We start from the raw sequence: 19,861 nt of genomic DNA on the forward strand, positions 1-19,861 counted from the left end.
CGTTGGGACGGAACACTGTGCGGCGTGCCCACACTGACCGCCTCGTCAGCGCTCCCGCATCGTGCCGACGGCTCGAAGGGCGCGTACCGCCGCGTTCCTCAGCGCGGGGTGGTCCCGTACCAGCCGATGTGCGACCCGCGTCGGTTCGCGGCGGAGCCAGTGCAGGGTGCCGCCCGGCCCGGCCGTGCGCAGGGCTCCCTCGTGGACGAGGAGATCGCCGGTTTTGAAGGAGTTCTTGTAGGCGGCGTCCCCCCTACCGAAGTCGAAGAGGCGGATGCCGGACGCGGCGGAGGCTTCGATCATACGGAGGTAGAGGATGCGGCCGGGCGAGTAGGTGGCGAGGCTGCGGTCGTAGGAGGGGAACCAGCAGGAGAAGACCGTGCGTGAGCGCAGGCCGAAGTGAGCGGCGACGGGTCGGTCAGCCGCGTAGAGGACGGAGAGGATGCCGGAGCAGTGCGGTGAGGTGGTGCCGGCGAGCCGGTCGACGAGTTGGGTGATCCAGGGTTGGGCGAAGGGGTCGCGTCGGCCCGTGCGCCGGTAGTGGGCGGACTTCCAGCTGATGAGAGTCCTCAGGGCCACGGGGTTCCGCTCGTCGTAGACGAAGCGCAGGGGGCCGAGTTGGCGGCCCATACGGCGTTCTTGGGCTCTTGCCGTTTTCAGGAAACTGCGCGAGTGCGTACGGAGATGGTCCTCGTACGGCTCGAATCCGTGCGTGAGGTCGATGACTGGTGAGGCGAACTGGCCGGTCGCATAGGGGAGGAAGAGATCCTGGCCGTTTTCGAGGTGGTTGAACTCCCAGACGTTGAGGGAGCAGGCGCGCATGAGATGCCGCGGGTCCACGTGGACGCCGGGGTGCAGGACCGCGCCTTGGCAGTCGGACACGCCCAGGCCGACCGCCCGGCCCTGGCCCCATCGCCCTCGCTGGTAGGGGAAGTAGCCCAGCAGCTCCTTCTTCCGGTGCAGGACCGCCACCCGAGTGTCGCGCCGGACACGGCCGATGGCCCGGGTGAACTGGGCGCTCATGAAGGGATTGGCTGCGTCCGCCGTGGTGGTCCGCAGTTCGTTCCACAGATCGAGGTCCCCTGGTGTCAGATCGTCCGGGTGCACAACGTCGATGCGGGGTGTGGTCATGTGGGCTCCTGGTGTCAGGGACGCTGGTGCGGTTGTGGCAGGTGAGGCGCGCAGGCGCTGCCACTGAGGGAGGTTCTGAGGGCGGGCGCGGGTGACCTGTGAGGAACGCCGAAGGGTATGGCGGTGTCCGCAACTGGCATCGGTGGGACACCTGGGAGGGCGTCCTTGTTACGTGGATACCTCGCGGTGCAGGGGAGGCCCCCGACGGGCAACCGCGCCGTTCGGCAGTGTCTCGGGCACGGGCTCGTCGTCCCTGTCGCCGCCGACACCAGTGAGCCGCCTCGAGTCGGTGGCCGGAGCCGACGTGGTCCGCACGGATGTCAGAGCACCGAGCCGGTGCGCGACGGCACTCAGCCCGTCCAGCACCATGACGGAGAGAGACGGCCGGAAGGGCGCGGCAACGCGCAGGGCGACTGTCGTCACCAGCGTCATCGCGAGGTAGAGAGCGGCCCCCACCTCGCCGTGCACGGCCGCCCCCGGGGGAAGGGGGTCGCTGAGACAGGCGAACCAGCAACAGGCGGACGCCTGGAGGAGCACCATGGCTCCCAGGTCCGCCGTCAAGGATTTCGCCCTGGGCGGATGCAGCAGACAGCCCGCCACCAGTGCGAGCGCTACTGTCAGGCATCTCGCGGCTGAGGCCGTGCCCCCGAACGCCAGGTGATAACCGGCGGCTGCCAGGCTTGTTGCCACAACCGCGAAGGAAGCAGCCGACACCACGCGCACCCCGACCGCGCCGCCGGGGGACGGACGGCTTGGCCGACTGAGAAGGAGTACGTGCGGGCTCATGTCCGTCCTATGGTCCGCGAGATGCCCGCGCAGCGTTCCGGAACGGGGAAACTGCTGTGGGTGAACATTCAGCCGAGGCCTCACATGTGCGGGTGAATCGCCTGCGGGCTCCCGGCTGAAGAAAGCTGGTCGTCACGCTGGAGGAGCCGGAGCTGGTGGTGCGCATCGGCGTCGACGTCGCCCGAGGCGCCTGCGGCCGGTGGTGCCACCCCGGGCGCTTCCACCGCGCCCGCCCCGACCTCTCCCCCGCCGACGTCGCCTCCTGCGCCATCTCCTGGTGGCCGCGGTGCTGACCGTGGAGGGTGTGGCGGCACGCGGGCGCCGCTTCGCGGCAGGCCGCCGGGGAAGACGGAGGGCAAGGCGGAGTGCCGGTTGCTACTGGGGGCGACGTCCGGTGAGGTCCCCGCCGGGGTCGTCGGGCAGGGCGATGCGGACGGTGATGCGTTTGCCGACCGGTTCCCGCTGGACCTCGAAGCCCTGCGCGACGGCCATGACGATCTCCAGACCGTGCTGGCCGACTCTGCCCGCGTCGGCGGCCCGAGCCACCGGCAGGACGGGATCGCTGTCCCACACGACCACTTCCACCATGTCGCCGGAAACGCGCAGCTCCATCAGAACCGGCCCGGGAGCGTACTTGCAGGCGTTCGTGACCAGCTCGCTGACCACCAGCTGGGTCAGGTCCATGGCGCGAGCGGACACCGGCAGGCCGTGCTCAGCCTGGACGCGGGCGAGGAAGTCCACCGCTCGGTGGCGTGCCTCGGCGATACGGGATCCGTCACCGTCCAGAGCGATGGTGTCCTGTATCGGAGGGGCGTCAGGCATCACGCCGCCCTCACCATCGGGGACTGATTCCGCCGGGTCCACCTTGTCTCCCCCCGTTCACACGCCTGCGCGTATCCCGCACTATGCCTCACATATCCCGTGGGGGCCGGGAAATGGGCCGCACACGTGTTCGCCGTAGCATCGGGCAGGTTACCGGCGCGCTATCGTGCCAGGGCCTTGAGTCCCCATCAGCGAGCGCAACCGAGGACACGTTGACGGACATTCACTCAGCCTCAGCACGGCCCGGCCAGCTGTCGATCGACCGCACCTCGGTCGACGGCATCGAGGTGGTCACCGTGCACGGCGAGATCGACCACGCCGTCAAGGACATGCTCAGAGAGGCCCTGCTGTCCTACGACGGCGCGACGCCGCCGCGGACGGTGGTGGACCTCCGCGGCGTGACCTTCATGGACTCCAGCGGCGTCAACGTCTTCGTCGCCGCCCACAAGAGCATGAGCGATGCCCGGGGATGGCTGCGTTTCGCCGGCGCCCAGGAGTCGGTGCTGCGGCTCCTTGAGCTTGTCGGCCTGGACGAGGTCATCTCCTGCCATTCCACCGTCGAGCAGGCCCTGACCGCCTGACGTACGCCGTGCCCGGCCACGGCGATCCACCCGGCGCCCCGCCCTCCGGGACATCCCGCTGGGGTGAGCGCCGCTGCACGGGCCGCGTCCAGTTCTGGGAAAACCCTCCGCCGAACGGTCGGCTCCTCCTGCAGCAGGGCTGCTACGGCGTGCGGGCACTCGCCCGGTCGGCATGAGCGAGGGCCTTGACCGGAGCACGATCCGTACCGCAGGGGTGAGGACGACGACGAAGCTGCTGCTCGGTGGTCGCCGGTCCGGTGGTGGCGCCCTCGCCGGTGATGGTGTCCCAGCCGGTGCCGGTGATCTGGCGAAGCTGTCACAGGACGGCGTCGAGTACCTGGCGGTCGGTCGGGCGGAGGCGGCCGTCGGTGTCATCATCGCCGAGGACGCACGGTCGCGACCGGTGCACGGTGTCGGCGTCCGGCTCCGGATGCGTCAGTTTCCGCGGCCCTCGGCGGAGGCGAAGCCCAGCCAGGTGTGGCGGTTGCCCCACCAGCACCAGCCGATCTTCGGGGCGTTGCGCCTTTCGCGACCGTCCCGGCCGGTGCCGTTGCTGATCCAGATGGCGGGGGTGCGGGCGTCGTACGTGCCGTTCGGCTTGCGCAGCCGGGAGCCGATGGTCATGAAGCAGCGGTTGCGCTCGAGGGCCGCCGGCTGCTGGAGCACCCAGTGGATGCCCTCGGTGAGCAGCAGCGGGGTGCGGTCTTCCTTCGTCAGCGCGGGCAGTGCCTCGTCCGGGCTCCAGTTGGCCATGTGGTCGCCCCGGTCGACGCCGGTGACCACGTAGAGCGGGGAGTCGGGCAGGTCGATCCCGTGGGGCGTGAAGCGGTCGACGTCGGGCATGTCGGTGACGACGAAGCCGGGCTTGTCGCCGTGGCGGAGCAGCGGGGCGAGGACCGAGGCGGGAACGCGGTCGGGGTGGATGGCGAGCAGGGTGTCACCGCCCTTGTTCCGGTGTTGCCCGGCGAAGGCGCGGGCTTCCTCGGCCGGTATCCCGGCGTGTGTGTGCAGTCCCAGCTCGATCAGGCGTTCCGCCTGGGCGGGCAGCGACGGCATCGGGGGCACGGTGGCGGACTGGGTGTCGGGCAACGCAGCTCCTTGCTGGGGCGGACTGGGCTTGCTCCGTGCGGGCCGGGGCGAACCGGCTGAGGCGGATGGTCGGTCAGGGGGTCGGTCAGGAGATGGGGACTGTGCCGCGGGTGACGCCGTGACGAGTGGCGGTCTCATTGATTTCGTAGGGTCGGCGGTCACAGATCCCCTCGATATTTACGTCGAACGTAAAATTACCCTGGGGCACGCAAGACTGTCAACATAAAAATGCTACGAGTGTAAACTTCGCCCATGAGCAGCGACAGGGAGCCCACGTCGTCACGGCCCGCGGGCCTGCGCGAGGTCAAGAAGCAGGAGACCCGCCAGCACATCTCCGACCAGGCCACCCGCCTCTTCCTCAGGCAGGGTTTCGACGCCACGACGATCGCCGAGATCGCCGACGCCGCACGCGTCTCCAAGAAGACGGTCACCAACTACTTCGCCCGCAAGGAGGACATGGCCCTTGACCACCAGGACGAGTTCGTCGTGACCCTGGCCTCGGCCGTGGCGGCCCGGCACCCTGGCGAGTCGGCTTTGGGCGCGCTGCGCCGCGCCTTCACCGACGCACTTGCCGCACACGATCCCGTGGCAGGCTTCACCGGCCCGGACTTCGCCCGGATGGTCGCCGACAGCCCCACCCTCACGATCTGCGTGCGCGGCCTGCACGACCGCCGGGAAGAAGCACTTGCGGAGGCGCTCGCCCAGGCCGAGGACGTGCCGGGCGACGACATCACCATCCGCACGGCAGCCGGTCTGCTCGGCGCCGTCCACCGCATGCTCTTCCAGCGGATCCAGTGCCTCACCCTCGCCGGGCGGACGGTGCAGGAGATCGAGACCATCGTCGCATCGGAGGCGACGCGCGCCTTCGACCTGCTGGAACCATCCGTCGGGAGCCTCGGTACCTCCTGACCGGGAGCAGCCCGCCCCAAGACGCGAGCAGTTCCGCCGAAACCCCGCCGCGGCACCCGCGGCAACTGGGTGCAGGACTCGGTGCAGCGTTCGTCGCCGCGAGAATGCCGTCAGCCAGTTCGTCAGACGGCTGCCCGCGCGAAGCCGCGGAACGGGCTGCGGACAGGCCCGCGCCAGGCCGTGGGGCCGCGCAGGAATCGCCGGCCGCCGGTGGCCTCCTCCTGTGCGAGTGAGGCCACCGACAGCGCTACGTTCTCAGCGGTTGGTCCAGAGGTTCCACACCCAGGGCCACATGGAGCCCTCGGCGCACTGGTAGCGGTCCCAGTGGCCACGCTCGACGCCCTGCTGGCCGGCCGTCTGGCAGCCGCCCAGGGTCATGTACTTGCCGCGGTGGACGTCGAGGCCGTCGGCCGCCTGGACGGTGGCCACCTGGTGGGATGCCGCGACGGCAGGCGCCGCCGAGCCCACGCCGAGCCCGACCACGGCGACCGCTGCGAAGGCGGACAGTGCAGTGCGTACACGCATGGTGAAGATCCTTTCGGTAGGGGTTCGAAGTCGGCCCGTGCGGCGTCCGCCGACACGGCGACGATCACCGGCACACTCACCCTCGAGGGTGATCCGCTCAGCCGGTATGCCGAGTTTGCGCGGGAAGCTGCACCTTCACAACCAGATCCCGCTTGCTTCACCGATGTCGGGATAAATACAGTCCTGACCTGCTGGAACACGCCTGTCCCGGGACATGGGACAGCCGGCGGGACGGCGTTGCCCCGCCTTGCAGAAAGGCCCCGATCGATGACCGGCCGACAACCGGACCAGGGTGCGGCAGCACGGAAGCTCGGAGAGGCGCTGCGGAGCCTGCAACAGCAATCGGGACGCACACTGCGCGGCCTGGAGGCTCAGGTCCGTGTCAGCGACTCGTCCCTCTCCCGCTACTTCCGTGGCGAAACCGTGCCCGCCTGGCCTGTGGTGAGGGAGTTGTGCCGGGCGTTGGGCGCGGATCCCGCCGAGTACCGCGCGATGTGGGAAGCAGCCGACCCGAACCGCCCCGATGAGCCAGTCGGCGCCGACACCGCCGAAGCTGCCGGCCCGTCACCCCTCCCCCACCCCGCCCGGTGGCGCCGGCTGCGCGGACCGCTGTCCAGTCGCGGGGCCATCGCCGTGGCCGCCACCGCTGTCGCTGCGGGGGCACTCGTGACGGGACTGCTGCTCCTGCTTCCCCCACGCGACGGGCCCGACGCCGCGCAGGGCGCCAAGGGCGGCACAAGTGAAAGCAGCAGCGCCGGGGTTCTCGTCCACAACGTCGAGAAGCCGTGCCAGGAACCGCGCACGCACGAATGCGCGTTATCCCTGGCCTACAACCCCTACCGCCCATACGTGACCTCCAACTCCGCCGACCGTGTCTGGCACCACGATCTGCTCCAGGCCCGCTGCACCATCGCCAACGGCGTCACCGTCACCGACGAGAACCACCGACACACCAGCATCTGGATCCAGGTCACACACAACGGACGACACCTCTGGCTCCCCGGAATCCGCGTTCACCCCGACAACCTGACCCAGCTCACCACCATCCTGCCCACGTGCCCACCGTAGGCACCGGCCAGCCCACCGAAAAGGACTTCGGCCGGACCCGCACGCCACCTCCTACCGGGCGAGAACAGCAGCCGACCCGCCCCGTCCCCGGTTCCGCCCCCCGGCTCCACCACCGACGCGGCGTCAGAGGCGACGGCAACGGCAACGGCACCCGTACTGCGGGCGTTCATGGTCGGGCGGCGAAAAGAGCGGCAGGTCAGAGCAGGCCCAGCTTGGCCATGTCGAAGTGCTCGTCGGTCAGGCTCTCGTACCCGTGTTCGGCGGCGTAGGCCAGGATGCGCCCGAGCGGGGTGTCCGGGGCCGGCGGTTCGGTGGCCAGCTCAAAGCCGGTGACCTGGAGGGCGAACGCGAGGGCGTCGTCAATGTGATCATTGGACATGATCATCAGCGTAGCGCCGAGGCAGCTGGCCATCTGATGGCGACGGCCGACGGCTAGAGCGACTCTTCGCGGTCCGGGGCGAGCCTGCTGCGGGACTGGCGGCGGGGCATGCGGGCTCCCGTCCTCACCGGTGGCGACGGCGCCTTGGCTTCTGGGGACGCGCTCGACGAGGTCTTCCGGCGGCCTGTCCCGGCAGGGACTCACGCCGGATCCGGCAGGTTCATCAGCGCGAGCTTGGCCGGGTCGGCCACGATCGTGATGTCGGTGATCCGGCCGTCGACGACGGTGAACGCGACGACCGAGAGAGGGGTGCCGTCCGCGCGCCACGAAATGATCCCCGGGAGGCCGTTGACGAGCGCCGCCCGCCCCTGTGCGGCTGCGCCGGCGGACAGTTGCGCGCCGGCTGCGACCTTGGTGGCGCCGAGGGTGACGACTGCGCCGGACGGGGTGTCGACGGTCAGTTTCACCTCGGGGTCGAGTACCCGCAGCAACTCCTCGAAGTCGCCGCGGCGAGCCGCCGCCAGGAAGGCCTGGACCACCTCCCGCTGCTCCCGTCCGACGCCGGTCGGCCGCTCGATCGCCCGCACCTTCCTGCGGGCGCGGCTGGCGAGCATCTTGGTCGCGGCAGTGGACTTGCCGAGGATCTGGCCGATCTCGTCGAACGGCACGGCGAACAGGTCGTGCAGCACGAACGCCAGCCGCTCGCTCGGACCGAGCGACTCCAGGACGACGAGCAGCGCGAGCCCGACCGAGTCGGCGAGCACTGCGTCGTCCTCGGGAACAGGACTGTCGTCGAGCGTCATCACGAACTCGGAGAGGCGGTCGCCGCTGGACGTGTCCGGGCGGGCCTGGCGCGATCGCAGGACATCGAGGCTGATCCGGCCGACCACCGTGGTCAGCCAGCCGGCGAGGTTGTGGATGGTCGCCGCGTCCTGGCGGGAGAGGCGCAGCCAGGCCTCCTGGACCACGTCCTCGGCATCGGCGTGCGATCCGAGCATGCGGTAAGCGACCGCGCACAGCCGGTCACGCTGGGCCTCGAACGCCTCGGCCATCGGGTCCGCCGGGCTGGTGTCGGACATGGTGTTACCTTCCTCGACTCTGCTCCGTCATGGGTGATGACGGGCCCGAAGGGGCTCAGGTAACCGATGAAGGAGCAACCACCGATGGAAGCACGCGTGAACGGCCCGGCGAACCCCGACGTGATCACAGCGATCCAGCACCTCTACAAGGCGATTCACGCCGGGGGCGCCGACAAGCGCCTGCTGTCGCTGGTCCATCTGCGCACCAGCCAGATCAACGGCTGCAGCCCGTGCGTCTTCGCCTCGACCGAGGCGGCAAAGAAGGCCGGTGAGACAGACGAGCGGCTGCACAACGTCGTCGCGTGGCGCGAGACGCCCTTCTACACCGAGGAGGAGCGGGCGGCCCTCGCCCTGACCGAGGCCGCCACGCGGCTCCAGGACGGCGCACCGGGCGTGACCGACGAGATCTGGGACGCCGCCGCCGACCACTTCAGCGAGGAGCAGCTGAACGCGATCATCCTGGAGATCGCGATGACCAACTTCTTCAACCGGATCAACCGCACGATCCGAGAGCAGGCCGGCAAGACCTGGTGAGCCGGCGGGGCGTCATCGCCCCGGAGGCCGCGCCTTCCTGACGTCAAGGCTGCCCCTCGGCGGTTCGTGTGGATCAGCCGCTCGTCGTTCCGGCCGCAGGCCCGGTCGCAACATCCGGTCCGGGAACAGCGGTTCGATCCGCGCCCACCGCACGTCACTCAAGGCCAGGTACATCTCAGCCCGCAGCAGGGACGGGGAACGCCGCCCACGCTGGGAAGCTCGTGCGCCGTGCTTCTCGCGGTTGGCGAGGACTTGGTCCATGTGGGTCTGCGCCCACTGCCTGAGCCCGCGGGTCAGGTGGTGGAGTGAGAGGCCGCGGTCAGTCAGCTCGTAGGTGACGGTGACGGGGGCCGTGGGCGTCACGGTGCGGATGAGCAAGCCGTCGCGTTCGAGGGCTCGTAGGGTCTGGGGCAGCATTTGCTGGCCGACGTCGGCCGGTAGCCGGGCCAGTTCGGAGTAGCGCATCGCCTTCGGGGCGTGCGATGCGCCGGCTGTCCGGACGCGTCACCGCCCAGTGCGCACGGGATCAGGACGACCCACTTGTCCAACCTGACTGCCTGGGCCGCCCTGCGTCGCCCGCGCACAGCGCATCGAACCGCTCACATCGAACGCCGAGAGGGTCACGGCGCCGCATAGTCGATGTGTGGGGTGCGTCACGTCGCGCTGCGACAGGCTGCGGTGGAAGGCGGGGCGTCGGGCGGCGGGCCGGTTCCCCCTTGACCTTCGCATTGGTCCATACCAAAATCCTGCACACCCGTTCGAGCCACGGCGCTCGTGTCCCCCACGCCGGGCCCCTTGACCCTGTCCACCAGGCAGAACAGGACCGCCGTGAGACGTCGCCTCCTCGCTTCCCTCTGTGTGTCCGCCTCCCTTCTCACCGCATGCGGCGTCGTACCCGGTGTGGGCGGGACCGACCGGCACACCGTCACCGTGTGGCTGATGAAGGACAGCGCCTCACGGAGCTTCCTGGACCGGTTCACCGAGGACTTCGAACGCGACCACCCGAACCTCGATCTCGACATCCGTATCCAGGAATGGACGGGGATCGGTGAGAAGGTGCAGACGGCTCTGGAGGGCGACGGCGAGGAGGGACCGGACGTCATCGAGGTCGGCAACACGCAGGTCCCGCAGTACGTGGACGGCAACCGGCTGCTCGACCTGACCTTGGAGTCCGTGACCAAGTGGGGCAAGGAGGAGTGGCTGCCCGGCCTCGCCGAACCGGGGCAGCGTCGCTTCCACCAGTACGGCATCCCCTGGTACGCGGCGAACCGGGTCGTGATCTACCGCAAGGACCTCTTCGAACAGGCGGGAGTCACCGCCCCGCCCCGCACCCGCGAGGATTGGCTGGCCGCGACCGAGAAGCTCAACACGGCGGGTGATCAGGGCATTTACCTGGCCGGTCAGGACTGGTACACCCTCGCCGGGTTCATTTGGGACGAGGGCGGCGACCTCGCCACGGAGGACGGCGGCCGCTGGGAGGGAGCCCTGGACACTCCTGCCGCCCTGCGCGGCATGGACTTCTACCGGCGACTGCAGTCCCTCGGCGAGGGGCCGATCCACGCGGACGAGGAACACCCGCCCCAGGCCGGGGTGTTCGCAGCGGGCAAGGTGGCTCAGATCATCGCCGTCCCCGGTCTCGCGCAGGCCGTGGTGCGGCAGAACCCCGCCCTCAAGGACAAGCTGGGCTTCTTCCCCGTGCCGGGAAAGACCGGGGCCGAACCGGGCGCCGTCTTCACCGGAGGGTCGGACCTCGTCATCCCCCGCAACACCGACCAGCGGAAGGGAGCGATCGACGTGGTCGCAGCGCTGGCCGGCGCCGAGTGGAACACCGACCTGGCCAGAACCATGAACTACGTACCGAACAAGGCCGAGCTTGCGTCCGCGGTCGCGGGCGAGGACGGGGTCGCCGCCATGGCGGCGGGCGCCGCGCAGGGCCGGGCGACCCCCAGTACGCCCGAGTGGGCCGCCGTCGAGGCCGACAACCCGATCAAGGACTACATGACCAGGGTGCTCGGCGGCGCCGACCCGGCGACGGAGGCCCGCCGCGCCTCCGAGCGCATCACGCAGGCGCTGTCCCTCTCCCGCGGCTGACGCCCCGCGCCGGCCACAGCCGCCCGGGGCCACCGGACTCGTCCCGTGGCCCCGGCCGGGCGCGCGCCCGGCCTGTCGTGCGCTCCCGGCATCACACGACTCGGTCGACGCTCCACAGCGGCAGGTGCTCGAAGAAGGTGACCGCTTCCTCCCGCCACCTTTGCCGCCAGTCGGCGGCCAGCGTGGAAGCCTGCTCCGCGTAGCGTCGCATGTCCGTCCGCATCCTGGCCGGCACACCACGGTCCTCAGCGATGGTCCGGACGGCGGCGACGGTCTCCGGTGTGCAGGACGGATCACCGAGTGCGGCTTCCACCACGGCACGCTCCGGGTCGCTCACGGCGGACAGCAGGGCGCTGACGGTGTAGCTGTGCCTTCCGTCACGGATGTCGGTGCCGGTGGGCTTGCCCATGGTGTTCTCATCGCCGAACAGGTCCAGGTAGTCGTCGCGCATCTGCCCGCAGATCCCCACCAGCCGTGCGTAGGCGCGCAGTTCGTCATCGACTAGCGCCGGTTGCCCGCCCGCGGCCAGCAGGCCCAGCCGCAGGGGCGCGAGAATCGAGTAGCGGGCGGACTTGTAGTCGGCCACGCCGTGCAGGACCTCCTCGTCCGCCGTGGCGGAGAAATCGCGCTCGAGGTCGACGATCTGGCCCACGAACGTGTCGGCGGCCGCCCGTGTCTGCACCTCGACCATGGCTTGCCGGAGCGCGACAGGGATGTCCGCTTCCAGCAGCACCCGCAGGGACAGAGCGAGTGCGAGATCGCCTGCGAGCACGGTGAGGCCGAGGGCCGCCTGCGGGTGGTCGGGGAACCGCTCGCGGTAGGCGTAGTAAGTGGTGGGGCCGCCGCGGCGGGTGGGGCTGTCGTCGATGAGATCGTCGTGCACCAGGCCGTGGGTCTGGAGCAGTTCGATGCTCAGCGCGGCGGCATCCAGTCCTTCGACCGGCTCGGCGGTCACCAGGCCGGCCGCCTCGTGCAGCAGAACGACCCGCATGCGTTTTCCGCCCCGCAGTGACAGGTCCCGCAGCAACCGCAGGCACTCCGGGGTGAAACGGCTGAACGACGGCGCATCGAGTTCCGCACTCAATGTGTCGAAGTACTCCTGGAAGAGGGTGTTGAACCGGTGCTCGTGTCCGGCAACACGATCCAGAACGCGCTCGGTCATGGACAGCTCTCCTGCTCGGTGGGGACGCGAGGGAGTGGGGTGACCGCGCGCCACTCGTCCTCGTGGATGCCGAACATATCGCGGTCTCGTCAGCCGTCGCGGGTCAGCGCGGTGTGGGGATGACGTCCTCCGTGTCATACCGAGCCTGCGGAGCACCCGCGCCCCTCCGGGCTTGCGCGGGTCGCAGGTGGCGTGGACGCCGTGGAGGCCGAGATACCCGGACCCCGCGCGCCAGGAGTTCCCTGCCGATCACCGTCCCGGCGCCCTGGCCCGGACCCGGGTTCACGCCCGGGTGGCGAGAGGGGTGTCCTCGGACAAGTGGTCCGGGAGGCCGAAGACCGGGAAGAGGCGGTCGGTGTCGCGGAACGCGGTGATGCCGGTGATGCGGTCGCCGGAGAACTCGACGACCTGGAGGGCCCAGGGCGTGTACCCCGCCCCGTCCGGGCGCGGACGGTACTGGCCGAAGGCGGTGGTGCCGTTCGCCACGGTGGGGACCAGGCGGGAGCCCCTGCAACCGACGGCCGGGCCGGTCAGCCACGCCTGGATGTCGGGGACACCGCGCATCCACTTCGCGTACGGCGGCAGACACAGAGTGGCGTCAACGTGGAGGAGCATGCTCAGCTCCTCCATGTCATATCGGGAGAAGGCCGTGGCATACCGCTCGGCCAGCACCCGACGAGCAGCGTCCGAGGGCTGCGGCGGAAAGTAACCCGCGGAGTCCCGGCGCGCGGCCAGCGTCGTACGGGCCCGCTGCAGCGCGCTGTTGACCGAGGCGATGGTGGAGTCGTGCAGATCGGCAACCTCGCGGGCCGAGAAGCCCAGCACATCCCGCAGGATCAGTGTGGCCCGCTGCTTGGGCGGCAGGTGCTGGAGCGCCGCGACGAACGCCAGCCGCACCTGCTCGCCCGCTGTCGCGGTCTTCTCCGGATCACCGACTGGCAAAGGCTCGATCCAGAGGGCGGCGTCCTGCGGGGGGCCGGGCGGGGTCGCCCCCTCCGCCGGACTGGAAAGGTCCATCGGCAAGGCCCGCCGTTTACCGGAGACGAGGGCGTCCCGGCACACGTTGGTGGCGATCCGGTACACCCACGACCGCAGCGACGACCGTCCTTCGAACCGATCGATGTTCCGCCAGGCCCGGACCAGCGTCTCCTGCACCGCGTCCTCGGCCTCGGCGTACGCCCCCAGCATCCGATAGCAGTAGCCGGTCAGCTCACCGCGGTATGCCTCAAGCCCGTCCACCGCTGCGCCGGCCACCCCGGTGTCTCCCATGCCCCACTCCTTCGAAGAGAAAGTCCGGTCGCCCAACCGGGGCTTCACACTGTAGGGCGAAGGCACGGCAGAGGCCCGGCCGCTTTCCCCGGAGTGCACCGCGCCCGCTCGTTCGACTCGTACCCCTGGTGGCGCTTCGACGGCTGGCCTCCTGCAACGTGGGGTGGGCCCACCATCAGCGGAGGGGCAGGAGTGGAACGGCGCTTTTGGCGTCGTTCCACTCGCTCAAGACGGGCGCCGGGATGTGTGCCGACCCCAGATCACGGCTGGTCCGCCCCCTCCGCCGCGGCCGCGGGCCGCGCCACGGGCCGGCGCAACGCTTCCCCCGGACCGACCTGCCCCTCCGTTCCTTGGCTTCCGGCTGTGCCGTGGCGGGCGCTCGCCAGGATGTGGCGGCTGAGCTCCGCGAGGTAGGCGTCCAGCGGCTGGATTCGCCCTGGCAAGGACTCTCGCATGTCCCACCACCGGATGGCCGTGATCTCGTCGTTGGACTGGAACGTCTGCGAGACGTCAGCGCCCCGGCCGGTGAACAGGGCGCCGTATTCGGCACGCTGGTCAGGCGCCAGAGTGAAGCTCGCGAAGCCGGCGAAGTGGAGCTGCCCTTCGGGTACGTGCTGGGTTTCCTCCAGCAACTCGCGCGCGGCCGCCTGGCGAGGGGTCTCACCGGGGTCGATCCGTCCGCCGGGCAGTTCCCAGGCCCGCCGGAACCGGTTGAAGGCCATCAGAACGCGATCACCGTGCCACAGGGCCACCAGCGCAACGGGCAGCGGTGCGTCACCGGGCGGCTTGTCTTCCGCTCCCAGGACGAAGGACACCAGGGCGTTGCCGCGGCCGTCGACGGCAAGCGGCGGAGAGTGAGGAGCAGCCACCTCGCCATGATGCCCGCTTCCGCTCCCGCACTCGCCTGAATCGTTCGCCTTCCTGTTCCTGCTCGAACGGTGTCTCGAACTGACCCGCCAGGTGGGGGGTTCGCCGAGCGCTCACGGAAGCGTCACGCTGCCGGAATGCGGACCTTCGGCGGGACCCGGACCCGGCTGTGGGAACCGCGAGCGGCCGACCGCCGCCACGGCTGATCATCGCCGCATACGCCCAGCTCCGGCTCGCCCGTCCCCTCGCCCGGGGCTTGCCGCCTCCGTGGGAGAAGCCGACGATCCCGACGAGCGTTGGGGATGTTGCCGGCTGCTGGTCGGTGAGCTGCGAGTCAGCAGTCTTCCTCGATGTAGAGAAGCGTTCGTCCTTCGGCGGAGGAGAACGCGAAGGGCCGGTAACCGGGAGTGCCGTCCGCGTCGAGTCGGTGCTTGATCGCATGCCAGGTCTCGAGCCTGTCCTCGGGTGGCACGTGGCGGAACTGTCCTCCGCCGCCTTCGCCGATGATGAGCTCGTCGGCTTGGACGACCAGGCGCTGGGCAAGCCTCGGATGAAGCGGGCCGCGGACCTTCTGCCAGCGTTGACCGGTGTCGTCGACGAACTCCTCGCGGCCGGCGGGAGACAGGACGCCTTGGGCGTCTTCGCCCTCAGAGCTCTGGACCGGCGGCAGAGAGGCCACCGTCTCGGCCAGTGTCGGGGTGCGCTGCCGCTTTCTGGACATGGCCCCTATCCTCTCAGGCCGGTGAGGGCCGGTCCGTGGCGACAGCGGACTCCCTCACGGCGCTCACCGCCGCATCCCCCGCTGTCCCTGCCCCGGTCCACCCGCTCGACGAGCGTGGTGACGCATGCTGTCGCCTGATGCGGCACGGGCGTCGCCGCGTGGGGAGAACCGTGCGGCGCAGGGGCATCCGGAAAAAGTCGACCGTCTGCTTGAACCCAGCGCAATGCGCACACGTACGGACAACCGGGAAGTCCGCGCCCTGCACCCTCATGGCCCGCATCCCCGAGATCCCATCGACACGTTCGAGGAGTACGCCGATGACCTCTCCGCGCCTCAGCGACCGGCTGACGACGCACCAGCCCCTCGTGATGGGCCTGTTCCGGATGGTTCTGGGCCTGTTGTTCACCACGGAGGGTGCCGCGACGGTCTTCGGCGTGCTGGGACGAAAGGCCAGCCCGGCAGGTGACTGGCCGTTCTGGTATGCCGGGGTGATCGAGCTGACCTGCGGTTCCCTCGTCCTGTTGGGCGTCGCCACCCGCAGCGCGGCCTTCATCAGCTCGGGCATCATGGCGTTCGCTTACTTCACCGAACATCAGGAGGACGGCCTCTTCCCCCTCCAGAACGGCGGCCTTGCCCCCGCACTCTTCTGCTGGGGATTCCTGCTGCTGGTCTTCTCCGGCCCGGGGGCCCTGTCCGTGGCAGGCCTGCTCGGCCGGGAGAACCCCCCGCGACCCGCCGCTCACCGCACGACCGAGGTGTCCCGGTGAGCGCCCGCCTTCCGGAAGGGGACGGCCCGGAGGTCTTCGCCTGAACCGGACACGATGCACACCGGGCCGTACGCGTAGCGAAGAGTTGGGGCCCGACCGGAGCCGTGGCGCAGAACGCGGGCGCCGTCGGCCAACTCACCGGGGTCCGATGACGCGAGGACGGCGGCCGGCAGCACTGGGGGGTGGACATGTGGCCGGTCGCCGTCCTCCGGGCTCAGCAGCCGCCGCAGTTGTAGTAGAGGACGTCCCAGTGGTTGCCCTCGTCGGCGTAGATGTTGCCGGAGCCCGACCTGTACTGCGGGGCGCCGTCGCCGCGCAGGCCGATGTAGGTGAAGTTGTTCTTGATGTACGACGTGACGCAGGTGTTCTTGCCGTAGTCGAGCTTGTAGCCGTTCCAGTGCGAGTAGGTGCCGGAGGCGTGGCCGGTCTCGGTGCCGCCGGTGATGTTGAGCGCGCAGCCGCCGGCCCGCTTCAAGGTCTGGGCGCCCTGAGCGGTGGCGAGGTTGAGCTGCTCGAAGGAGGTACAGGTGGGGTTGTTGCGGTCGGAGCAGCTGCCCGAGGACGACCAGGTGATGCCGACGCTGCGGAACATCTGGGTGGCGGTCGCGTGGCTGATCTTGGTGACGGCGAAGGCGTCGGTGGCGGTGCCGACGACGGCGGCACCGGGAGCGATGACGAGGGCGAGGGCGGTGAGGACGGAGCGGGCCCTCATGGCCTTGTGGGTCTTCATGGGAGACCTTCCTGCGGTCGGCCGTGCTTCTTGTGGGTCGGCTGTGCAGGTGGTGCAGGGCGATGGTGCCTGAGGTCTACGCGCGTTCGCCAGAGGGCGTGCGGCGGTGACATGGGAGCCGAAGCAGACCGACAGCCGGTCGCCCTGGTTTCGCCCGCACCAACGCAGGCTCGTCCCAGCCGTCGGGGAGACCGGGTCGGCGTTTCCGGGTGGCGGGAACGCCGTGCTGTGGGGATATCCCGTTGTGGGGCCGGCAGCATGGCCGTAGGGTCCCGGCATGTCCCTACGTGTTCGTATGCGTCGCGCCCTCCCGGAAGCGATGCGGGCCCGTGACAAGGCGGCAGTGAGCGCCCTGCGCGCGACGCTCGCCGCGTTGGACAACGCGGAGGCGGTGCCCGTCGACGAAGCGGCACTGCGCGGGTTGGCCCTCGAACAGTCGCCGGTCGGTGCCGGTGCCACCGAGGCGGCTCGGCGTGAGCTGAGCGAGGACAGTGTGGCGGACATCGTACGAGCCGAGGCCACCGAACGGCTGGAAGCGGCAGCCCGGTTGACGGCACCCGCGCACGCTGACCGAGTCGCGCGGCTCCGTGCGGAGGCCGCTGTGCTGCTTCGCCTTCTCGACGGCCGCACCATCCCGTAGAACACCGCGGATCCGTCGTCCCGGGCGCGCATCGGTGCGGGAGTGCAAGCGACCAGAGGCGAGTGCGCACGGCTACGGCCGCGCTGCCGGCGGTCGGCCGAACGGGCAGGCCCTGCCCGGCGGGGGCCGAACGGCCTCATGCCGGGGCGGTCCCGCGCTCCTCCAGCGCGATCACAACCATCCTCTCCGGCTCAGGTCACTCCCTCACTCCGCAGCCGTCATCCTCGACCGACCGAGCGATCGTTCGATCGCGAGAGCTCGGCTGGATACGTGCGTGGCGCCTTTCACTGCGTCCGTCACTGAGCCATCATGATCCGCCGTCAGCCGTTTGCTGATCACGAAGAGGTGAGGCGCATGGCCAGGCTCCGAATGGGTGAGGGAATTCTCCGCCGCAAACCCATTGAGCACATCGAGGAGACGGAACTCGTCGAGGGCACACGGCTGGAACGGTCGCTCGGGCTGTGGCAACTCACCGCGATCGGCGTGGGCGGCATCATCGGTGCGGGCATCTTCACCCTCGCGGGCACCGTGGCGAACGGTACGGCGGGGCCGGCCGTGCTCCTCTCGTTCCTCATCGCCGGCGTCGCCAGCGCCGCGGCCGCGCTGTCGTACGCCGAGTTCGCGGGACTCATCCCGAAGGCGGGTTCGGCCTACACGTACGGCTACGCGGTGCTCGGCGAGATCGCGGGCTGGTTCATCGGCTGGGACCTGCTGCTGGAGTACACGGCCATCGTGGCGGTGGTGGCGATCGGTATCTCCGGCTACTTCAGCTTCCTCGTCGGCGAGATGGGTGCCGACCTGCCGAACTGGATGCTGGGGGCGCCCGGCACCGGTGAGGGGCACCGCATCGACCTGTTCGCCGCGCTGCTGTGCCTGCTGATCGCGTACCTGCTGAACCTCGGCATCAAGAACGCGGCCCGGTTCGAGACCGTGGTGGTCGTGCTGAAGGTGCTGGTCGTGTTGCTGGTCATCGGGGTCGGCGTCTTCCACATCACCACCGACAACTACACCCCGTTCTTCCCGTACGGCCTCGGCGGCGCGTTCGCCGGTGCGGCGACCGTGTTCTTCGCGGTGTTCGGTTACGACGCCATGTCGACGGCGGCCGAGGAGTCGAAGGACGCACAGCGGCACATGCCGAAGGCAATCCTCTACTCGCTGGCGATCTCGATGGTGCTGTACGTGGCCGCCTGCCTGGTGCTCACCGGCATGCAGAACTACACGGACATCGACCCGGAGAGCGGGTTCTCGACGGCGTTCAAGTCGGTGGGGCTGGGCGGACTCGCGGACGTGATCGCGGTGGGTGCCATCATCGGCATCCTTACGGTCATGTTCACGTTCATGCTGGGCGTGACCCGGGTCTGGTACGCGATGTCCCGCGACGGCCTGCTGCCGGAGTGGTTCGCCAAGACGCATCCGACGCGGCACGTCCCGACCCGCGTCACCTGGATCGTCGGCTTCGCCTCGGCGGCCATCGCCGGCTTCCTGCCGATCGGCGACGCAGCCGAGCTCACCAACATCGGCATCCTGCTGGCCTTCATCGTGGTGTGCGCGGCCGTGATCGTGCTGCGGTACCGGCAGCCGGACCTGCCGCGGTCGTTTCGCACGCCGTGGATGCCGTTCGTGCCGGCGGTGGGCATCGTCTTCTCGATCTGGCTGATCACGTTCCTGAGCACGGAGACCTGGGTGCGCTTCGCCGCGTGGCTCGTGATCGGCCTCGTGATCTACTTCGGGTACTCGTACCGACGGTCGGAGCTGGCCCGCCGTTGAGAGTTCCGAACAAAAAGGGGAGTCCGATCAGCTCGCGGCGTCCGGTGCGTGCGATCGTAAGGCGCCAGTAGGTCCTTGTAGCGGAGCTACCGGGACCTTCCGGCAACGCGGCGAGCGTGCGTGCCGGGCGTCGCGAGCCGGGCGCCCCTTTTTTCGGAGCTCTAAGGGTGCCTGCGGTAGATGAGCAGGGTCCAGGGGGCTCTGTTCCCCCGCCCCCTCACCGGCCCGTCCAGCCGGCGCTGCGGCTGGACGGGCCGACGCGGGTGCCGTCCCTGGCCCGGCCGGCGTTGACAACGCTCGTGATCACTGCAGCCAGGGCTTGTCCGGCGGCCATCACGTGACCGCCTCGGCTCGGGGACTGCGGCATTCCGCCCCGAGTGTCCGACCCCCGTGGCACCATGCCCTCTCCGGCACCACGTCCAGGGGGGACACCATGCGCACCCGCGCCACCACCGTCATAGCCGCCGCACTCCTCGCCGCACTCACCGCCTGCTCGACCGCCAGCAGCGACGGCAAGGCCGAACCCGCCGGCGATTCGGGGACGCCCGCGGCCGAGCCGACCATCAGCGTCCCGGCCGACAAGGAGGGCGACGACCTCGAGGCCGCTGTCGCCGTGTACACCGCCGCCTACTTCGCGGCCGACGCCGCCACCGCGTACGACATGCTGTCCAAGCGCTGCCGGGGCGAGATCACCGCGGACGCGTACGCCGGCGTCGTACAGCAGGCGAAGGCGGACCACGGGGAGGACCACCCGGCGACCGACGTGAAGGCCGAGGTGTCCGGCGAACTCGGCCGCGCCACCTACAAGGTGCAAGGGCTGCCCGAGTTCGACCAGACCGACCAGCCCTGGACGCTGGAGGACGGCGCCTGGAAGTACGACGCCTGCTGACCCGCCTTCACCTGACCGGCCCGAGCACGCTCCCCCGTGGCCGGGCCTTCACCCG

Annotated in this window: 22 protein-coding genes and 2 pseudogenes; 11 read left to right on the forward strand and 13 right to left on the reverse strand. The window is 69.9% G+C overall.

The window, feature by feature from the left end; translation table 11 throughout:
• Positions 1 to 45 precede the first annotated feature (45 nt).
• Both ACIBBD_RS34640 and ACIBBD_RS34645 read right to left on the reverse strand, forming a co-directional pair.
• Positions 46 to 1,131 carry a GNAT family N-acetyltransferase gene (locus tag ACIBBD_RS34640; protein ID WP_399423546.1) on the reverse strand — a complete coding sequence of 362 codons (1,086 nt, stop codon included), beginning with the start codon at positions 1,129 to 1,131 and terminating at the stop codon, positions 46 to 48.
• Positions 1,132 to 1,299: 168 nt separating this feature from the next.
• Positions 1,300 to 1,692, reverse strand: a complete 393-nt coding sequence (locus ACIBBD_RS34645) for a hypothetical protein (protein ID WP_399423547.1) — start codon at positions 1,690 to 1,692, stop codon at positions 1,300 to 1,302.
• 380 nt (positions 1,693 to 2,072) lie between these two features.
• Here ACIBBD_RS34645 and ACIBBD_RS34650 point away from each other — a divergent pair, with 380 nt between their 5' ends.
• Positions 2,073 to 2,210 carry an ATP-dependent DNA ligase gene (locus ACIBBD_RS34650; protein ID WP_399423548.1) on the forward strand — a complete coding sequence of 46 codons (138 nt, stop codon included), beginning with the start codon at positions 2,073 to 2,075 and terminating at the stop codon, positions 2,208 to 2,210.
• An 82-nt stretch (positions 2,211 to 2,292) separates the two neighbouring features.
• Here ACIBBD_RS34650 and ACIBBD_RS34655 read toward each other — a convergent pair whose 3' ends face one another.
• Positions 2,293 to 2,739: an ATP-binding protein gene (locus tag ACIBBD_RS34655; RefSeq protein ID WP_399423549.1), complete on the reverse strand. Its 447-nt coding sequence runs from the start codon at positions 2,737 to 2,739 to the stop codon at positions 2,293 to 2,295.
• A gap of 212 nt (positions 2,740 to 2,951) precedes the next feature.
• Between ACIBBD_RS34655 and ACIBBD_RS34660 the strand changes: the two genes are divergently transcribed.
• Entirely contained in the window at positions 2,952 to 3,320 is a 369-nt protein-coding gene (locus ACIBBD_RS34660) for an STAS domain-containing protein (RefSeq protein ID WP_399423550.1), read from the forward strand.
• A 435-nt stretch (positions 3,321 to 3,755) separates the two neighbouring features.
• Here ACIBBD_RS34660 and ACIBBD_RS34665 read toward each other — a convergent pair whose 3' ends face one another.
• A complete protein-coding gene (locus tag ACIBBD_RS34665; RefSeq protein WP_399423551.1) occupies positions 3,756 to 4,409 on the reverse strand; it encodes a DUF5701 family protein in 654 nt (217 codons plus the stop codon).
• 252 nt (positions 4,410 to 4,661) lie between these two features.
• Between ACIBBD_RS34665 and ACIBBD_RS34670 the strand changes: the two genes are divergently transcribed.
• Entirely contained in the window at positions 4,662 to 5,318 is a 657-nt protein-coding gene (locus ACIBBD_RS34670) for a TetR/AcrR family transcriptional regulator (protein ID WP_399423552.1), read from the forward strand.
• 255 nt (positions 5,319 to 5,573) lie between these two features.
• Here the strand turns inward: ACIBBD_RS34670 and ACIBBD_RS34675 are convergent, their stop codons facing one another.
• A complete protein-coding gene (locus ACIBBD_RS34675) occupies positions 5,574 to 5,843 on the reverse strand; it encodes a hypothetical protein (RefSeq protein WP_399423553.1) in 270 nt (89 codons plus the stop codon).
• Positions 5,844 to 6,110: 267 nt separating this feature from the next.
• Here ACIBBD_RS34675 and ACIBBD_RS34680 point away from each other — a divergent pair.
• Positions 6,111 to 6,320: pseudogene (locus tag ACIBBD_RS34680) on the forward strand (helix-turn-helix domain-containing protein); the annotation flags it as partial.
• A gap of 156 nt (positions 6,321 to 6,476) precedes the next feature.
• Complete coding sequence (locus ACIBBD_RS34685; RefSeq protein ID WP_399423602.1) at positions 6,477 to 6,911, forward strand: hypothetical protein; 435 nt, start codon at positions 6,477 to 6,479, stop codon at positions 6,909 to 6,911.
• Positions 6,912 to 7,107: 196 nt separating this feature from the next.
• On the opposite strand, the gene ACIBBD_RS34690 is transcribed toward ACIBBD_RS34685, so the two are convergent.
• Positions 7,108 to 7,290: a hypothetical protein gene (locus ACIBBD_RS34690; RefSeq protein WP_399423554.1), complete on the reverse strand. Its 183-nt coding sequence runs from the start codon at positions 7,288 to 7,290 to the stop codon at positions 7,108 to 7,110.
• A 200-nt stretch (positions 7,291 to 7,490) separates the two neighbouring features.
• Positions 7,491 to 8,369: a sigma-70 family RNA polymerase sigma factor gene (locus tag ACIBBD_RS34695; RefSeq protein WP_399423555.1), complete on the reverse strand. Its 879-nt coding sequence runs from the start codon at positions 8,367 to 8,369 to the stop codon at positions 7,491 to 7,493.
• An 84-nt stretch (positions 8,370 to 8,453) separates the two neighbouring features.
• Here ACIBBD_RS34695 and ACIBBD_RS34700 point away from each other — a divergent pair, with 84 nt between their 5' ends.
• The gene (locus ACIBBD_RS34700) at positions 8,454 to 8,903 is read left to right on the forward strand and encodes a carboxymuconolactone decarboxylase family protein (protein ID WP_399423556.1); all 450 of its coding nucleotides are present in this window, start codon (positions 8,454 to 8,456) and stop codon (positions 8,901 to 8,903) included.
• Between the two features lie 213 nt (positions 8,904 to 9,116).
• Here ACIBBD_RS34700 and ACIBBD_RS34705 read toward each other — a convergent pair.
• A pseudogene (locus ACIBBD_RS34705) lies at positions 9,117 to 9,448 on the reverse strand (winged helix-turn-helix transcriptional regulator); the annotation flags it as partial.
• A 283-nt stretch (positions 9,449 to 9,731) separates the two neighbouring features.
• On the opposite strand from ACIBBD_RS34705, the gene ACIBBD_RS34710 reads away from it, so the two are divergent.
• The gene (locus tag ACIBBD_RS34710; RefSeq protein ID WP_399423557.1) at positions 9,732 to 10,994 is read left to right on the forward strand and encodes an extracellular solute-binding protein; all 1,263 of its coding nucleotides are present in this window, start codon (positions 9,732 to 9,734) and stop codon (positions 10,992 to 10,994) included.
• A gap of 91 nt (positions 10,995 to 11,085) precedes the next feature.
• Here ACIBBD_RS34710 and ACIBBD_RS34715 read toward each other — a convergent pair whose 3' ends face one another.
• From ACIBBD_RS34715 to ACIBBD_RS34730, 4 genes are all read right to left on the reverse strand, one after another.
• Positions 11,086 to 12,156, reverse strand: a complete 1,071-nt coding sequence (locus ACIBBD_RS34715; RefSeq protein WP_399423558.1) for a polyprenyl synthetase family protein — start codon at positions 12,154 to 12,156, stop codon at positions 11,086 to 11,088.
• A gap of 282 nt (positions 12,157 to 12,438) precedes the next feature.
• Positions 12,439 to 13,425 carry a sigma-70 family RNA polymerase sigma factor gene (locus ACIBBD_RS34720; protein WP_399423559.1) on the reverse strand — a complete coding sequence of 329 codons (987 nt, stop codon included), beginning with the start codon at positions 13,423 to 13,425 and terminating at the stop codon, positions 12,439 to 12,441.
• 260 nt (positions 13,426 to 13,685) lie between these two features.
• Positions 13,686 to 14,294 carry an NUDIX hydrolase gene (locus ACIBBD_RS34725; protein WP_399423560.1) on the reverse strand — a complete coding sequence of 203 codons (609 nt, stop codon included), beginning with the start codon at positions 14,292 to 14,294 and terminating at the stop codon, positions 13,686 to 13,688.
• A 332-nt stretch (positions 14,295 to 14,626) separates the two neighbouring features.
• Positions 14,627 to 15,013 carry a hypothetical protein gene (locus ACIBBD_RS34730; protein WP_399423561.1) on the reverse strand — a complete coding sequence of 129 codons (387 nt, stop codon included), beginning with the start codon at positions 15,011 to 15,013 and terminating at the stop codon, positions 14,627 to 14,629.
• Positions 15,014 to 15,330: 317 nt separating this feature from the next.
• Between ACIBBD_RS34730 and ACIBBD_RS34735 the strand changes: the two genes are divergently transcribed.
• The gene (locus ACIBBD_RS34735; RefSeq protein WP_399423562.1) at positions 15,331 to 15,780 is read left to right on the forward strand and encodes a DoxX family protein; all 450 of its coding nucleotides are present in this window, start codon (positions 15,331 to 15,333) and stop codon (positions 15,778 to 15,780) included.
• A 214-nt stretch (positions 15,781 to 15,994) separates the two neighbouring features.
• Here ACIBBD_RS34735 and ACIBBD_RS34740 read toward each other — a convergent pair whose 3' ends face one another.
• Positions 15,995 to 16,510, reverse strand: coding sequence for a hypothetical protein (locus ACIBBD_RS34740; protein ID WP_399423563.1), 516 nt, complete (start codon positions 16,508 to 16,510; stop codon positions 15,995 to 15,997).
• A gap of 319 nt (positions 16,511 to 16,829) precedes the next feature.
• Between ACIBBD_RS34740 and ACIBBD_RS34745 the strand changes: the two genes are divergently transcribed.
• The 3 genes from ACIBBD_RS34745 to ACIBBD_RS34755 all read left to right on the forward strand — a co-directional run bounded on the left by ACIBBD_RS34745 (position 16,830) and on the right by ACIBBD_RS34755 (position 19,806).
• On the forward strand, positions 16,830 to 17,150 hold the full coding sequence (locus ACIBBD_RS34745; RefSeq protein WP_399423598.1) for a hypothetical protein: 321 nt from the start codon (positions 16,830 to 16,832) through the stop codon (positions 17,148 to 17,150).
• Positions 17,151 to 17,504: 354 nt separating this feature from the next.
• Positions 17,505 to 18,917, forward strand: coding sequence for an amino acid permease (locus ACIBBD_RS34750; protein WP_399423564.1), 1,413 nt, complete (start codon positions 17,505 to 17,507; stop codon positions 18,915 to 18,917).
• 433 nt (positions 18,918 to 19,350) lie between these two features.
• Entirely contained in the window at positions 19,351 to 19,806 is a 456-nt protein-coding gene (locus tag ACIBBD_RS34755; protein ID WP_399423565.1) for a hypothetical protein, read from the forward strand.
• Positions 19,807 to 19,861 lie beyond the last annotated feature (55 nt).

This window comes from Streptomyces sp. NPDC051315 (assembly GCF_044455165.1).
Classification (GTDB): Bacteria; Actinomycetota; Actinomycetes; order Streptomycetales; family Streptomycetaceae; genus Streptomyces.